Consider the following 15186-nt stretch of genomic DNA (forward strand, 5'->3'; position numbering starts at 1 on the left):
GGGCTCGACCTTAGGCCGCCAGGCAATCGGTGCGGGCGATGCCCAGCCGCTGGGCCCAGGCATCGGCATAGGCCTCGTTGGCCGCCATCGCGTCTGGATCGCTGCTGTCGAGCGGGTGCGGCATGGTGCCGTTAATGGCTGCGTTGGTGACGCAGAACATCGACTTCTGGAAGCTCATGCAGATCTTCACGCGCACATCCCCCTCGCCGCGGGTGCGCTCGAGATACCACTGGTGCAGCTTCTCCGGCAGGTGGCGATACATGTCCTGCATCAGCAAACTCGGCGGGATCCCGGCACCCATGCTCGGCAGGGCATCGGCGTAGAGGGCGCCATAGGTGAACTTGGCCTGGTCGGGTGAGATCTGCTGGGCCTGGGCGTTGAAGCTCACGGTGCCCAGGAACGGCATGCCCCGCAGAAACACCGCCTCCACATAGGGCACGGCCACATCCACCAGGAAGGTGAGGCCGGCCTCCGGTGGCAGCACCCAGAAGTGCTCGCCGTGGATCTCCACCCCGTATCGGATCGGATTGGCCGCGGCGGCCACCAGGCCGTCTTTGATGAAGTCCACCACTTGGGGAATGGTGCGTACGCGACCACCGCGTTCGGCGGCCGCCAGATCCAGGAATAAATCGCTCATCACCCGCCAGAACTGGCCCAGGGCGTGGGTGGTGGCGGCCGAGCGGATCAGTTCCGGCAGGAAGCCCGGGAAGAGCGGGTTGAGCAGCGCCAGCAGCGGGTCGCGGCGGCGTTTGGCCGCGATGATCCGCCGGCAGTTCTCAGCAAACTCCGGCGAATCGAGGTAGGCATCCATGCCACCAGTGGCATGCCAGAACATCGCTTTCTGGCAGTACTCGGCGTATTCGAAGTTGATGCGGTCGTGGTTGAGATGGCGCCAGATCTTGGCGGGGTTGAGATCGCCATCGAGGAATTTGAACACCGGAAATGGGTTCAAAAACTGCTGCTCGGCTTGATAGATGAGGTTGATGCTGTAGGCATCGAGCACCTCGCCATAGCTCTCGAGCACGCCCACCACCTCCAACACGTGATCGGGGGTGTCGGTGAGCAGGGTTTGCCCGGCCAGCAGGCGGCGCTTCACCTCCACCTGATCGATGGAGAGATTCGCCTGAACGAGATCTTTGGAAACAACGGGCATCTCAGCTCACTCCTGCTGTGAGGTTGGCCAGGGCTGTGCTGGCCACTTCGCTCAGGTTCCCCAGGCTGCTGGGCACCACGCCGATGAACACGATGCTGGCCGCCAGGGCCAGGGCGGGGATGGTTTCACGGGGGGCCACCGAGCTCAGCTGCACATCCAGGCGTGCGTCGGCAGTGGCATCGCCACTGGGGGGGGTGATCGCCAGCCGCCCGAAGAAGGCGCGGTTCACCAGCAGCAGGAAATACACCGCTGTGAGGCCCGAGCCCACCATCGACAGCAGCGTGGCCAAGGGGAAGGCACCAATGCTGCCGCGGAACACCAGAAACTCGGAGATGAAGCCCGCCATGCCCGGCAGGCCCGCACTGGCCATCACCGCCACGATCATCAGCGAGCCCGTGAGGGGCAGGCCCCGCTCCGGATTCAGCAGGCCCCGCAGCACCTCGAGATCACGGGTGCCGGTTTTCCGGTACACGATGCCCACGAGCAGGAACAGCAACGCCGAGATCAAACCGTGGCTCACCATCTGGAACACCGCCCCTAGCAGGCTTACGGGGGTATCGGCCGCCGCTGCCAGCAGCACGTAGCCCATATGGCCCACGGAGCTGTAGGCCACCATCCGCTTCATGTCGGTCTGGGCGATGGCAGCGAGAGATCCATAGAGCACCGATACGGCGGCCCAGATCGCCAGACCTGGTGCCAGCAAGGCCCAGGCCTCCGGGAACAGCTGCAGGCCAAAGCGCAGCAGGCCATAGGTGCCGAGCTTCAGCAGCACCCCGGCCAGCAACACCGACACCGGCGTGGAGGCCTGGGTGTGGGCATCGGGCAGCCAGTTGTGCAGCGGCACCAATGGAATCTTGATGCCGAAGCCGATCAGGATGGCCCCCAGCAGCCACAACTGGCCGCCCATCGCCAGCCGTTCGCTCAGCACCGGCGTGAGGCTGAAATCCACGCTGCCGGTGAGCAGGGCCAGCCCCAGGAAGGCGCCGAGGATCAGCATCCCCGACACGGCCGTGAAGATCAGAAATTTGGTGGCTGCATAAGCACGGTTCACGCCGCCCCACACCGAGATCAGCAGCCAGAGTGGGATGAGCTCCAGCTCATAGAAGAGGAAGAACAGCAGCAGGTTGTCGGCCAGGAAGGCCCCATTCACCGCACCGCTGATCAATAGCAGCATCGCGAAATACAGCCGCGGGCGCTTGTTGATGTCGCGCGTGATCACGGCCGACACCAGCGTGAGCGCTCCATTGATCAGCACCAACGGAAGCGACAGGCCATCCACCCCCAGGGCGTAATCCAGGCCGATGCCCGGTACCCAGCTGTGGTGTTCCGTGAGCTGCAATCCCGCCACGCTGGGGTCGAACTGCAGGGCGGTGAGCAGGCTCAGCGCCAGCTGGGCAACCAGGATCCCGATCGTGATCTGCCGCAGTTGTGCAGGCGTGGGGCTGCCGGGCCAAGCCAGGAGAGCCAGGGTCCCGAGGAAGGGGATCAGCAGCAGGGAGGTCAACAACATCGTGGTCACACTCCGCCGCGCACCACTTGCAAAGCGCCGATGAACACCACCACCGCCACAATCACCGTGAGCACATAGCTCTGCAGTTGGCCGCTCACGGTGAGCTTCAGGCCATTGGCCGTGGCCATCGACAGGCGGCCAATGCCGTCTACGCCCCCTTTGATCACCTGAATGTCGAACCAACGGGTGAAGCGGGCCATCGAGGCCACCAGGTTCACCACGGTGCGCCGGTAGATCTCAGGGGTGTAGAAGTCGTAGGCCAGCAGGTCTTGCACCACACGCACCACGGGCTGGCGGGAGCGTGACCAGAAGCTGTCGAGTGGAGTGAGCGTTCCCAGCACCACGCCCAGCACGCCACTGGCCACCACCGCTGCGGCCACGGGCAGGGAAAAGGCATTGATGCCAGGCACGGGATCAATGCGCTGCATGATCGCCGGCAGCAACAGCACGATCACCGTGAGGCTCACCATCGGCAGGGCCATCAGCCAGTTGGCTTCAGGGGTTCGTTTGGTTTTGGGCATGGCCGGGCCCAGGAACACCGAGCGATACACCCGCGCCACATTCGCGGCAGCCAGCACGTTGGTGATCAGGAAGATCACGGCAAAGCCGGGTGCCAGATGGCTGAAATCCTCCACCAGCAGCCCGTAGCACCAGAACCCCCCCAGGGGCAGGAGCCCCACCACGCCGGCGCTTCCGACAAGAAAGGCCGTGGCCGTGGCCGGCATCCGTGTGCCAATGCCGCCGAGTTCAGTGAGGTCTTGGCAGTTGGTGGTGGCGATGATGCTGCCCACGCTCATGAATTGCAGGGCACGGGCCAGGCCGTGGGCGAACAGCAGCAGCAGCGCCAGCCCCGGTTGCTGCAGGGCGATGGCGATGAACACCAGCCCCAGATACGACGTGGTGGAGTAGCTGAAGGCGCGCTTGAGATCCACCTGGGCGATGGCCACCAGGCCACCACCAACGGCGCTGATGCTGCCCACCACCAGCAACACATCGGTGGCGATCGGCGACACAGCCACCACCGGCATCAGCTTCAACAGCACGATGGCGCCGCAGGTCACCACCACCGAGTTGCGCAGGATCGAGGCGGGGTTGGGCCCCTCCATGGCTTCATCGAGCCAGAGGTGCATGGGGAATTGGGCGCATTTGCCCATGGGGCCGGCGATCAGGCCCAGGCCCAGGAGGGTGCCGGCCAGGGGCGTGATCAGGTTTTGTTCGCGGGCCTGGGCTGCCCAGGCATAGAGGTCGTCGAACTCCATCGAGCCGGCCCAGGCCGATACGGCCACCACGCCCATCAGCAGCAGCACATCCCCCACGCGCTTGGTGAGAAAGGCATCGCGGGCGGCTGTGACCACCAGGGGCTGGGCGTACCAGAAGCCCACCAGCAGATAGGTGGAGAGGGTGAGCATCTCCAGCAGGAAATAGCTCATGAACAGATTGCTGCTCAGCACCACGCCACTCATGGCACCTTCGAAAAAGCCCACCAGGGCGTAGAAGCGGGCCAACGACCACTCCTTATCGAGGTAGCCGAGCGCGAACACCTGGCACACGAGGCTCATCGTGGTGACGAGCTCGAGGGCGGCCAGGTTGGTGAGGGAGAGGTCGAAGCCGATGCGCAGATCGAGATCGGCCGCTTGAAACCAGGGAAAGTCGAGGTGTTGGGGGCCAAGGGCCACCACCTCGGAGATGGCCAGGCTGCCGTGCAACACCGCCAGCAGGGTGACCAGCAGGTTGAGATACGCCGCGGGCCGAGGCCCGTTGCGCTTGATCCAGCCGGTGGCCCAGGGCAGCGACAGCAGCATGCCGCTGAAGCCGTAAAGCGGCACCAGCCAGATCAATTGCAGCGGAAGCGGGAGAGCGTCGCTCAAAAAGCGTTGACCTGTTGGGGGCGGACTCTAAGCAGCTTTAGAAGCTGGCTCGGGCGCGGGGATCGCGGCGAGCGTTGCTGCGGGTGCCATAACGGGCGTAGCCGCGGCGGCGGCGACCACCGAGCTGCTGCAGCCAGGCTTCCAGGTCTCTGCTGTGGTGCTGCTCGTCCTCCAGGAGGGCCTGGAAGAAGGCGCCGTTGGCCTCATCGTTGATCACGCGGCAGAAGCGCGAGGCTTCGTCGTAGTGATCCACGAGTTGCTGTTCGAGATCAGCGTTCTGCTCGAGCAGACCCACCAGATCAGGGGCGTGGGTGACGGGCTGCAGCTGGGAGGCCGCCGGTGCGACCCCCAGTTGCAGCATGTGTTGCACGATCCGTTCCGCGTGCTGCATCTCCTCCACCGTTTCCTCGCGGAAGCGCTCGGCGGAGGCCTCATCACCCCAGAGCCCCACGAGGGAGGCCTGGGTCATGTACTGCTGCACGGCGGTGAGCTCAAGGCTCAGAGCGCGGCCCAGATAGGCCAGGACGCGCGGATGAACGGCGTCCATGCTCATCAGGCGCGGCGGTTGTTGGTGCCGGACAGGACGGGCTCCACTTCGCTGTGGGGGCGGGCAATGATGTGAGCAGCCACCAGGCCGTCGCCCACGCGCTCGCAGGCATCGGCGCCGGCGCGCACCGCAGCGTTCACGGCGCCGGTTTCACCGCGGACGAGCACGGTCACATAGCCACCACCCACGAATTCACGGGCGATCAGGCTCACTTCGGCAGCCTTGGTCATGGCGTCAGCAGCCTCGATGGCCGGCACCAGACCGCGGGTTTCGATCATGCCGAGGGCGATGCCCTGAACGGAAGAGGCCATGGGGGAGATGCTGCTGGATGAGGAAGAACGGTTGTTGCCGCCACCGCTGGCGCTGCTGCCACCGCCGCGGCGGGCGGTGGCGGCGGGCTTGGCCGCTGCGGTCCGGCTGGTGCCGGCGGGCTTGCTGGCAACGGCGGTGGTGGCCACGGTTTGCGCCGTAACGGTCACCGCCTTGGAGGCGGGGGCCGCGGCTTGGGTAGCCGCCGGTGTGGAGGCCGGTGCAGGGATGGCCGTCACCGGCGTGGTCGTGGTGGCAGCTGGTTTGGCAGCTGCCGCCTTACCGGAGGCCGAGGTGTTGGTGGCTCGGGATCTGGGAGTGGCCATGGCGGTGATGGGCGGTGCCCGTGAGCGGTCGCGGAGAAACGGAGTGGACCCGGCTCAGGCCGGGAGGAACAAAGCGAGAGCTGTTCCTTAGCCGTCGGGCGACCAGTGGTCGATGATTCCGCCGATCGTGAGATCGGTGAAAAGGTTGGCGTTGCCCGTGGCATGGCGGGCGGCGGACCCGCTGGCGGTGAACACCCAGTTCCCGGGAGAGGCTCCTACCGGGTCGCAGGCCACGTTGAGCTTGCCCTTGGAGGTGCGCAGGATGCGCAGGTTCTGGTGGGCAAAGCCCTCCACCCGATTGGTGCAGACCAGCGAGCCCATCACCTGCATGATTTCCATTACTGGGCACCCCCGCTGCCGCTGGGAGCGGCAGGGTTGGCCGGCTTGCCGGCGGCCATCTCCTTGGCTGCATCCGGATCCCAGTGGTCGATGATCCCCACGATCGTGAGATCGCTGGGATACGACTTGCTGCCGGCGGCCTCGCGTGCAGCGGAGCTGCCCACACAGATCACCCAGTCGCCAGGGATCGCACCCACCGCATCCACAGCCACCTTCTGGGTGCTGCCATCGAGAACCACCTGCAGGTGCTTGTGCTGGAAATCAGCGATGCGGTTGGTGGAAACCAGCGGCTTCACCACTTTGCAGATCAACATCTCAGTGCCCCCCTCCGGTGTTGAACGTGATTGAGGAACTTACGGTTTCGGCCGGCACGTGCCGGTCGCGATCGCGCACGGTGAGCAACGTGTGCAGCAGCCCCTGGGCGCAGAGGTCGCTGTAGCGCGCCTCGATGGCGCTCTTTACACGCTCGCAGTGGGTAATCGCTCGCTCACGGGCACCGGGAACGGCACCGTGGTAGTCGAAGCGCAACACCACGGGGATCGGCAACCCGCGCGACACATTCAGACCCTTGAAGATCTTCACCCCCACATCGAGATCGGGAGCACCCTCTTCCACCGTGTCCATGTAGGCGAAATAGGTGAGGTTGCGCAGGTGCACTTCCTTGAAGCCGATTCCCACGCCAATGAAGCGCTCGGCATGGCCGAAATCGCTGTAGCTGCCGCCGTGGTACTGGCGCACGTAGTCGATCTGGGAGAGGTTGTGCTCGATCAAGCGGGCGATCAGCTGCACCATCCCGGCGTCGGGCGTGGCGGCCGCGGCGCCATGCACCAGCTCCTGGATCGTGGTGCGGGCCTGCTCCGCCGGCAGGTTGCGGGTGGCGTCGTACACCGCCTGGGCATCGAGCCAGGTTTCGAGGTCGGTGCTGCCATCGCGGCCTGGCACGTGCACACGGATCGCGTCGGTATCGGTGTCCATGCCCAGCAGCAGCAGATCCACGGAGGCACCACAGCAGAAGCTGTTCTCCACGGCCTGCTGAAAATCCTTGAGGCGTTGCAGTCCCTGGGCCGCTGCAGCCTTGTCGTCGCTGCCGTGGGCGGCGCAGCCCTCGTGGCAGGGATCTTTCGAGCTGAAGTGGTACACCACCACCTTCAGGTAGCGGGTGTCGTTGTGGGCTGGGTTGGGAACGCTTTCGCGGTAGCGGCGGTGCTCGGTCTTCACCCAGCGATCCACCGTGTTCTCCACATCGAACATGGCGCCTGCGTGGGAGCGGCGACGCACGGAGCTGAAGGGGAGGCGAAGGGCGTAGGCGATGGCGTGGGCTAGGCGCCCATCGGCGCAGGGGGTGATGTCGAGCAGATGGAACCCGCACTCCAACAGGAAGGCGTTGAAGGCTTCTGCGTCGGTGCTGCCGGCCTGGGCAGCGAGAGGGTCGTTGTTGAAGAAGGCGAGGCTGGTTTGCTCATAGGCCTCGAACACGCACCAGGCAAACAGGGTGCGCATGTCGAGCTGACTGGTCCAGGCCGTGTCGAGCACCGGCTGGGGCAGCTCGTGGCCTAGTTCAGCCACGGCCAGGCGTTGCGCCTGGGCGATGAAATCAGGCTCGTGTTGCAGAGCGGAAATCCGCTTCAGCACCGGCACCACCCGATCAAAGGCACCGAGGGTGCGCTCTTCGTATGCCCGCAGAGCGGCGTTGGCTTGGCCATTGCTCAGGGGATGCAACCCACCGAAGGAGCGCTGGGCCGGCTTGATCACCACCTGAGTCGCCACAGGACGCACCCTCCGAGGCGAGCTGCTGCTGGTCTGGGGGGGTGCGGTTGTTGCGGCCGCCATGCGGCTGCTGCGGGAATTCCCCACGCGGGCCGCGTTGGCCAGTTCGCGCTGCCGCAGCACTTTGCTCAGTGAAGAGCTGGGATTGAGCTCAGCGAGCGGTTGATCTTGAGCCTCGGTACTCCCGTTGCTGCCGAAGCGGCGTCGGGGAGCCGTAGGGCTCATGGCCCGCTCGTTGGTAGCGGTTCTCCGACGCATTGTCTCTCTCCCCTCAGCCGCGGGCGCCGCCGGACACCGTGATCAGGGAACCCTGATCGGTGCTGCCGCTGGAGCCGGTGATCTTGCTGTTGGGAGGGGGAACGTCCTGGTTGCGCTTGTTCTGTTGACCAGGCATGGCGCTCATCGGGCCCACACGGGTGGGATTGCGCCGGCGGGCGGAGCTGCCCTCGGTGCCGGTCACGCGCTCACCACGATCCCAGTCGTCGCCGGTGATCTTGGTGCCGGAGCCCTCACCGGTGACCCGGGAGGCGGGGCGCAGATCCTCATCCATGCTCACCGGAGCCATGTCGTTGGCGGCGGCAAGACGCTGGTCGGCGCGGCGATCGAAACGGAATTGCTCCGTGCCGGTCACCTTGCCGCCGGCCATGTCAAAAGGGCCGGTGATTCTCCCGCCTTGCTCGTAGGTGCTGCCGGTTACCGCGCCGGTGCGCTCACGCTCCACTTGGGCAGCGCGGGCGGGGGATTGAACGCTGAACTGCTGCCAGGCGGCCTGATTCAGGGCCTGAGGAAAATCAGCATCGCGGCTGGGGGCAGTGCCGCAGGCGGCGGTCTGCTGATCAGCACCCACATAGGGGGTACCGGTTACGTCTTCACAGGCGCCACGCTCTGCGCCGGTCATCACACCGCCGATCCCGGGCTGAATGCCGGTCATGCGGCTGGCGTTGCGCACGGCGGTGCGTTCGCGGGTGGCGCGCACGGCGTTGGCGTTGCAGAAGTCGCCGGCTTGCTCGAGGCCTGCATAGGGAGTGCCGGTCACCACCTTGCAGGTGCCGGGCTCATCGCCAGTCACCTTCGAGGAACGGCCGGTGCGGGTGCCGCTTACCACCTGGTTGCGGTTGGTGATGCTGAAGCCAACTTTGGCCGCTTCAGGCGCGGGGCGATCACCGCAGAAGCCCTGGAATTGCTCGCTACCGATGTATTCGTCACCGGTCACATTGCGGCAGCTGCCCGGTTCATCACCGGTCACGTTCTGGCTGCGGCCCACGGCGGTGCCGGTCACACCGGTGCCGCGCAGGGTGTTGAAGCTGTTCACCTTCGCGGGGGCTTGACCCGCGGCCGGAGCCTCGGCGCCCAGGTATTGATCGCCTGTGAGTTGACGGCCGGAGCCGGGCTCATCACCGGTGACCTTCTCGCTGCGGCCCACCATCACACCGCTCACGGCCTGACCGCCCAGGGTCTGACTGCGACCCACCTTGCGCACAGAGGGGGTGGCACCGCCGCAATAGGCGGCGGACTGGTTGGCCGACACGTACTCCGTACCCGTGATGCTCTTGCAGGTGCCGGGCTCATCACCGGTGACTTTTTCGCTGCGACCCACTTCGTTGCCGGTCACGCGGTTGCCGTGGGTGGTGGCGGTGACACGCACCTTGGCCGGCTGGATCGGAGCGGCGGGTTGGGTGCCGCAGAAGGTTTGGAACACCTCCGCACCGAGATATTCGGTGCCGGTGATGGTGCGGCAGGTGGCGGCCTCGTTGCCGGTGGTCTTCACCGAACGGTTGGCTTGGGTGCCGGTGACGACTTGGCCGGAGAGGGTTTCGCTCACGCCCACCTTGAGGGAGGCTTCGGCGGCCTGCTTGGCGCCGTGGCGGTTGGGGCCGGAAGGGCGGGTGCCGGCATTGCGAGCGGTGCCGGCGGCACCGGTTTTGCTCTTGAGCTCGCGCACTTTCTGGGAGAGCTCGCGGGCGCTCAGATCAGGGTTGATCTGACGGGCCACAGCGGCCGGACCTGTTTTGCTGGTGCCACTGGCGGATTTGCCCCGCTTGGAGAGAGCCTCGCGGCGAGCCAGCACCAGAGCACGACTGGGGTTGTGCTGTGCGGAAGCCTTGCGGGTGGCCGGGCGGTTGCTGCTGGGAGCACCTGCACTACCCCGGCTACTCAGTGACAGGGTTGCCGTCGTTTCGCGCTGACGGCTGCTGGTTTCAGGTTGCTTGTCCTGGCACTTGCACTTGTGCTCCGCGGCAGGTGCGGCGGCAGCGGGTTTGCTGGTTTCGCGGGCCACATCCATGCGGGTGCGGTCCTTGGATTGGCTGGCTCGCTTGCCACCGCGAGAGAGGGCCTCGCGACGGGCCAGCACCAGATCACGACTGGGGTTGCTGACGCGCTTGGCGGAACCCGTGCGGGCCGGTGCGGCCACGCTCAGGCTGCGGGCGGGAGCGGCTGGTGCTGCAGGCGCAGGCGCTACTGGAGCGGTGGCTTGAGCCGGAGCGGCATTGGTGCGGGTCGGGCGCGCATCGGCTGCTGTGCGCACGCGACCACCACCGGAGCTGTGGCGCTTGGCAGCTTGTTTGCCACCTTCCGTGAGGGCCTTACGGCGCTCCAGGGCTGCTTCGCGACTCGATTTAGTGGCCATGTCCGCCCGGCGTATGGAATGACTGGGTTTCTCGCAACCGTGCAGAGCACTCAAGCGCTGCAGCGTTGCAGGAAAGCTGAACCAGCTCACTTGCGGTGAACTGCTTCAGAAAGGAAGTGAAGAAAGCGTGGTCCCGAATCAACTCCGGGACCACAGATTCAGAAGGCGCTGGATCAGCGGCCTTCGAACACCACGAAGCAAGCGCCTTGGCTCTGGGTGTAGGCGTCGTAGCCCACGAGACGCACGTGGTGGTCGGGGTATGCGCGGTGGCAAGCCTCGAGCTCGTTCACGATGACGCTCAGATCCTTCTCACCGAAGAAGGGCAGCTTCCAATAGGACCAATAGGTGGCCATGGAGCGGCTGGGGTGGACGTGCTCAACGAGCGGGCTCCAACCCTGGGCAATGATGTACGCGATCTGGTCGTAGATCTCGTCCTGGGTCATCGGCGGGAGGAAGCCGAAGGTCTCCAGGGTGGCGACTGTTTGGTAGTCACCCACGGTGCTCTTGAAAGGCATGGGGTTCCTTGAGATGGATGGAATGAATGCTTGGGAGGGAAACAATCCGAAGGTGTTTCCCTGATCCCGTTAGCGATTGGCTCAGTTGACGTCGAGCTTGTCGACGGTGTCGAACTCGAACTTGATTTCCTTCCAGGTCTCGAGAGCGATGGCCAGCTCAGGGCTGTGCTTCGCGGCTTCCATGAGGATGTCGCGGCCTTCGCGCTCGATTTCGCGACCGGCATTGCGTGCTTTGACGCAGGCTTCGAGAGCCACGCGGTTGGCAGCAGCACCAGCAGCGGAACCCCAGGGGTGACCGTGGGTACCACCACCGAACTGGAGCACGGAATCGTCGCCGAAGATGCTCACCAGCGCGGGCATGTGCCACACGTGGATACCGCCGGAGGCCACGGCGAACACGCCGCCCATGGAGCCCCAATCTTGGTCGAAGAAGTTACCGCGGCTGCGATCTTCGGGAACGAAGGATTCGCGCAGCTGGTCGATGTAGCCGAGGGTGGACTGACGGTCGCCCTCGAGCTTGCCCACAACGGTACCGGTGTGGAGCTGGTCACCACCGGAGAGGCGCAGGCACTTGGCCAGCACACGGAAGTGGATGCCGTGCTTGGGGTGACGGTCGATCACCGCGTGCATGGCGCGGTGGATGTGCAGCAGCATGCCGTTCTTCCGGCACCACTTCGCCAGACCGGTGTTGGCCGTGAAGCCACCGGTGATGTAGTCGTGCATGATGATCGGCTGGCCGAGTTCTTTGGCGAACTCAGCGCGCTCGTACATCTCCTCGGGGGTCGCTGCCGTGCAGTTGAGGTAGTGACCCTTCTTCTCGCCGGTTTCCTGTTCGGCCAGCTTCACAGCTTCGGCAACGAACTCGAAACGGTTCTGCCAGCGCTGGAAAGGCTGCGAGTTGATGTTCTCGTCGTCCTTGGTGAAGTCGAGACCACCGCGGAGGCACTCGTACACCACGCGGCCGTAGTTCTTGCCGCTCAGGCCGAGCTTCGGCTTGATGGTGCAACCCAGCAGGGGACGGCCGTACTTGTTCATACGGTCGCGCTCAACCTGGATGCCGTTCGGCGGACCCATGCAGGTCTTGATGAACGCCAGGGGGAAGCGGATGTCTTCCAGACGCAGGTGACGCAGCGCCTTGAAGCCGAACACGTTGCCGACCAGGGAGGTCAGAACGTTGGTGATGGAGCCTTCCTCGAACAGATCGAGGGGATAGGCGATGAAGGCATAGAAGGATTCCTTGTCACCAGGAACGTCTTCGATGCGGTAGCAACGGCCTTTGTAGAAGTCGAGGTCGGTGAGGAGCTCGGACCACACAGTGGACCAGGTGCCGGTGGAGGATTCAGCGGCCACAGCGGCAGCCACTTCCTCGCGGGGAACGCCTTCCTGGCCGGTGCACTTGAAGCAAGCCAGCAGGTCTGAATCGAGGGGAACGTAATCAGGAGTCCAATACGTGTCGCGGTACTCCTTAACCCCAGCGTCGTACTTCTTAGCCATGGAGAATCTCCGGGTGGGTCGAGGGAAATGAGTCAGAGGATGGAGCGGCCCTCAGGGGCGCGGCTCAGTCCTCAGTCCTTCGAACCAACGAAGCCGGCGCTGCTGTTCAGAGCAGGCTCCACTTCACGGTGGGGACGAGCAATGATGTGAGCGGCAACCAGGCCATCACCCACGCGCTCGCAGGCATCAGCGCCGGCACGAACGGCAGCGTTCACAGCGCCGGTTTCGCCACGGACGAGCACGGTCACGTAACCGCCGCCCACGAATTCACGGCCGACCAGGCGCACTTCGGCAGCCTTGGTCATGGCGTCAGCGGCCTCGATCGCGGGGACCAGACCCCGGGTCTCGATCATGCCGAGGGCGATGCCCATGGTTTCGTTAGCCATTACCTGCTCCTGGAGGAGGGGTGGAATGTTCGCCTGCAACCTTGCTCGGCAGCCGAACCTCCCGTCAAGCCATTTGGGCTGTTGTCACGATCACCGTCTTCGTTGCTACTGATAAGGCGGCCTGATCAGTGCATCACAAAACTTTGGAAGTGCTTCTCGTCGCTCCCGCTACTAAGGCGTAAACCGTTGTGCTGGACACGGTTTTTCCCGACACGCGTGCGGCGCTGTCCACCGCGGGGAAGATCGGCTCAGAGTGGCTCTGCTTCTGAGACGAACCCCACGCCGCCGTAGTAGCTGAGCAACGGCCGCAGCGACACCCGCAGCGGATCAAGCAGGTCGGGCGGGCAGAACACGATCACGTGGGCGTTGGCCCCGAGGCCGCTGAATTCCATGTTGTCGGACACCGCACCCCTCGGCCCCCGCCCCGTCACGTGGCGCATCACGGTGTAACCGCTGCACCCGGCTTGATCGATGGCCTTGAGAACGGGTTCCAGCTCCCGCTCACTGAGGATCAGATCGAGCCGTTTCATGGCAGCAACCGATTCACCAGGGCCATATACAGAGGTATACCCACCACGATGTTGAAGGGAAAGGTCAGCCCCAGTGCGGTGGAGATATAGAAGCTCGGGTTGGCCTCCGGCACGGTCATGCGCATCGCGGCCGGAACGGCGATGTAAGAGGCACTTGCACACAGCACCACAAACAGCAGGGCGTTGCCGGCCTCGAGGCCGAGACCCCTCGCAATCACAGCCCCCAGCCCGGCATTCAGGAGGGGCATCACCAACGCGAAGCCGATCAAGAAGGCACCGGCTTCGCGAAGGTCGCGCAGCCGTTGGGCGGCCACGATGCCCATATCCAACAGAAAGAAACTCAGCGCGCCATAAAACAGCTTGTCGGTGAAGGGCAGCATCTTTTCGGCGCCTGCCGGGCTGTTGGCTGCTGTGAGCACCCCGACCACCAGGCTGCCCACCAGCAGAAACACGGATCCATTCAGCAGTGCCTCTTTGAGTACGGCCCCCCAGCGCATGCCCTGCCCGGGCTGTTCTCCAGCCGGAGCAGCCAGTTTCACCAGCAGCAGACCCACGATGATCGCCGGTGATTCCATCAGGGCCAGTGCCGCCACCATGAAGCCGTCGTGGTGCAGCCCCAGGGTGTCGAGAAAGCTTTCCGCCGTGATGAAGGTCACGGCGCTGATCGAGCCATAGGTGGCGGCGATCGCCGCGGCATTGAAGCCGTCGAGCTTCAGGCGCAGCACCGCAAAGCTGTAGAGGGGCACCAAGAGCGACATCGCCATGGCTGCAGCGATGGTGAACAGCACAGGGCCTGCCACGCCGGAGTGCTGCAGCTCCAGACCGCCTTTGAAGCCAATCGCCAGCAGCAAATAGAGCGAAAAGAGTTTGGGCAGCGGAGCTGGGATCTCCAGGTCGGAGCCCAGCAGCACAGCCAGAACCCCGAGGAAAAAGAACAGAACCGGTGGGGTTAGCAGGTTCTGCAGGATCAGGCTCGTGTCCACCGCCGCTCTGCTGCAGAACCGCAGGCTAAGTCGCCCATCCCCAACTGTTCGCGCACGCACACAACCATCGCTGCTGCGGTTGTGGCCTGGGGAAACCATTCCTACGGTTGGTTTGAGGCAGGAACCCCTGGAGCTATCTGGGGGGTGGAATGTTCAACCCGTCCCTGCCTCCCCCAATCTGCCGGTGCCCCGCCGGGTCACAATGGGCCCCCACACCCGGCTCAGGCCCTGATGCGCCCTCCCTCCACCCGGCCGCTGCTGGTGATCGCCAGCGGCAATGCCTACAAGGTGGCGGAGATCAGCGCCATGCTCGATGCGGTGGATCTCGAGGTGCGGCAGCAGCCTGAGGGCCTGGAGATCGAGGAAACCGGCAGCACCTATCTGGAGAACGCCCGGCTGAAGGCCACTGAGGTGGCGCGGCTCACGGGTCAGTGGGCCCTGGCCGACGACTCTGGCCTCGAGGTGGATGCCCTGGGCGGCGCCCCAGGCCTGTATTCAGCCCGCTACGCACCCACCGACCACGAGCGGATTCACCGCCTGCTGCAGGACTTGGGCCCCACCCCCTATCGAAGTGCCAGCTTCAACAGCGCCATGGTGCTGGCCTCCCCCGATGGGGAGCCGGTGCTGGAGGCCCAGGGCATCTGCCGCGGTGAGATCCTCACGGCTCCGGTGGGTCATGGCGGTGGCTACGACCCGATCTTCTGGGTGCGGGAGGCCGGGATGACCTATGCGCAGATGGGGCAGCACCTCAAAGACAAGCTCGGATCCCGCGGCAAGGCAGCACGACAGTTGGCTGGGGAGCTGAAGCGGCTGCTGGGCGTCGGCTGAGG

Annotated in this window: 15 protein-coding genes; 1 reads left to right on the top strand and 14 read right to left on the bottom strand. The window is 64.9% G+C overall.

Going from position 1 to position 15186, the window contains the following annotated elements; all coding sequences use genetic code 11:
* Positions 1–10: 10 nt before the first annotated feature.
* From KUL97_RS01700 to KUL97_RS01770, 14 genes are all read right to left on the bottom strand, one after another.
* Complete coding sequence (locus KUL97_RS01700; RefSeq protein ID WP_217795187.1) at positions 11–1153, bottom strand: CO2 hydration protein; 1143 nt, start codon at positions 1151–1153, stop codon at positions 11–13.
* 1 nt (position 1154) lies between these two features.
* Positions 1155–2663, bottom strand: a complete 1509-nt coding sequence (locus KUL97_RS01705; RefSeq protein WP_217795189.1) for an NADH-quinone oxidoreductase subunit M — start codon at positions 2661–2663, stop codon at positions 1155–1157.
* 5 nt (positions 2664–2668) lie between these two features.
* Positions 2669–4531 carry an NAD(P)H-quinone oxidoreductase subunit F gene (locus KUL97_RS01710; protein WP_217795191.1) on the bottom strand — a complete coding sequence of 621 codons (1863 nt, stop codon included), beginning with the start codon at positions 4529–4531 and terminating at the stop codon, positions 2669–2671.
* Positions 4532–4568: 37 nt separating this feature from the next.
* Positions 4569–5078 carry a ferritin-like domain-containing protein gene (locus tag KUL97_RS01715; RefSeq protein WP_368656056.1) on the bottom strand — a complete coding sequence of 170 codons (510 nt, stop codon included), beginning with the start codon at positions 5076–5078 and terminating at the stop codon, positions 4569–4571.
* Positions 5079–5083: 5 nt separating this feature from the next.
* Positions 5084–5713 (bottom strand): BMC domain-containing protein, encoded by a 630-nt coding sequence (locus tag KUL97_RS13805; RefSeq protein WP_303246101.1) that lies wholly within the window; start codon positions 5711–5713, stop codon positions 5084–5086.
* Positions 5714–5800: 87 nt separating this feature from the next.
* Positions 5801–6052 carry a carboxysome peptide B gene (locus KUL97_RS01730; protein WP_010306697.1) on the bottom strand — a complete coding sequence of 84 codons (252 nt, stop codon included), beginning with the start codon at positions 6050–6052 and terminating at the stop codon, positions 5801–5803.
* Positions 6052–6366, bottom strand: coding sequence for a carboxysome peptide A (locus KUL97_RS01735; protein ID WP_217795197.1), 315 nt, complete (start codon positions 6364–6366; stop codon positions 6052–6054). The genes KUL97_RS01730 and KUL97_RS01735 overlap by 1 nt, the downstream gene beginning before the upstream one ends.
* A 1-nt stretch (position 6367) precedes the next feature.
* On the bottom strand, positions 6368–8044 hold the full coding sequence (locus KUL97_RS01740) for a carboxysome shell carbonic anhydrase (protein ID WP_254896077.1): 1677 nt from the start codon (positions 8042–8044) through the stop codon (positions 6368–6370).
* A 46-nt stretch (positions 8045–8090) separates the two neighbouring features.
* The gene (locus KUL97_RS01745) at positions 8091–10448 is read right to left on the bottom strand and encodes a CsoS2 family carboxysome shell protein (RefSeq protein WP_217795199.1); all 2358 of its coding nucleotides are present in this window, start codon (positions 10446–10448) and stop codon (positions 8091–8093) included.
* A gap of 173 nt (positions 10449–10621) precedes the next feature.
* Positions 10622–10963 (bottom strand): ribulose bisphosphate carboxylase small subunit, encoded by a 342-nt coding sequence (locus KUL97_RS01750; protein WP_010316537.1) that lies wholly within the window; start codon positions 10961–10963, stop codon positions 10622–10624.
* 81 nt (positions 10964–11044) lie between these two features.
* Entirely contained in the window at positions 11045–12457 is a 1413-nt protein-coding gene (locus KUL97_RS01755) for a form I ribulose bisphosphate carboxylase large subunit (protein ID WP_217795201.1), read from the bottom strand.
* Positions 12458–12528: 71 nt separating this feature from the next.
* Positions 12529–12843 (bottom strand): BMC domain-containing protein, encoded by a 315-nt coding sequence (locus KUL97_RS01760; RefSeq protein WP_010306728.1) that lies wholly within the window; start codon positions 12841–12843, stop codon positions 12529–12531.
* Between the two features lie 248 nt (positions 12844–13091).
* The gene (locus tag KUL97_RS01765) at positions 13092–13373 is read right to left on the bottom strand and encodes a transcriptional regulator (RefSeq protein WP_217795203.1); all 282 of its coding nucleotides are present in this window, start codon (positions 13371–13373) and stop codon (positions 13092–13094) included.
* Positions 13370–14356, bottom strand: coding sequence for a sodium-dependent bicarbonate transport family permease (locus KUL97_RS01770; RefSeq protein ID WP_217795205.1), 987 nt, complete (start codon positions 14354–14356; stop codon positions 13370–13372). Before KUL97_RS01770 ends, KUL97_RS01765 begins: the two co-directional genes overlap by 4 nt.
* Before the next feature lie 231 nt (positions 14357–14587).
* Here KUL97_RS01770 and rdgB point away from each other — a divergent pair, with 231 nt between their 5' ends.
* A complete protein-coding gene (gene rdgB, locus KUL97_RS01775; protein WP_217795207.1) occupies positions 14588–15184 on the top strand; it encodes an RdgB/HAM1 family non-canonical purine NTP pyrophosphatase in 597 nt (198 codons plus the stop codon).
* The last annotated feature ends 2 nt before the right edge of the window (positions 15185–15186 follow it).

This window comes from Synechococcus sp. HK05 (genome assembly GCF_019104765.1).
Taxonomy (GTDB): Bacteria; Cyanobacteriota; Cyanobacteriia; order PCC-6307; family Cyanobiaceae; genus Vulcanococcus.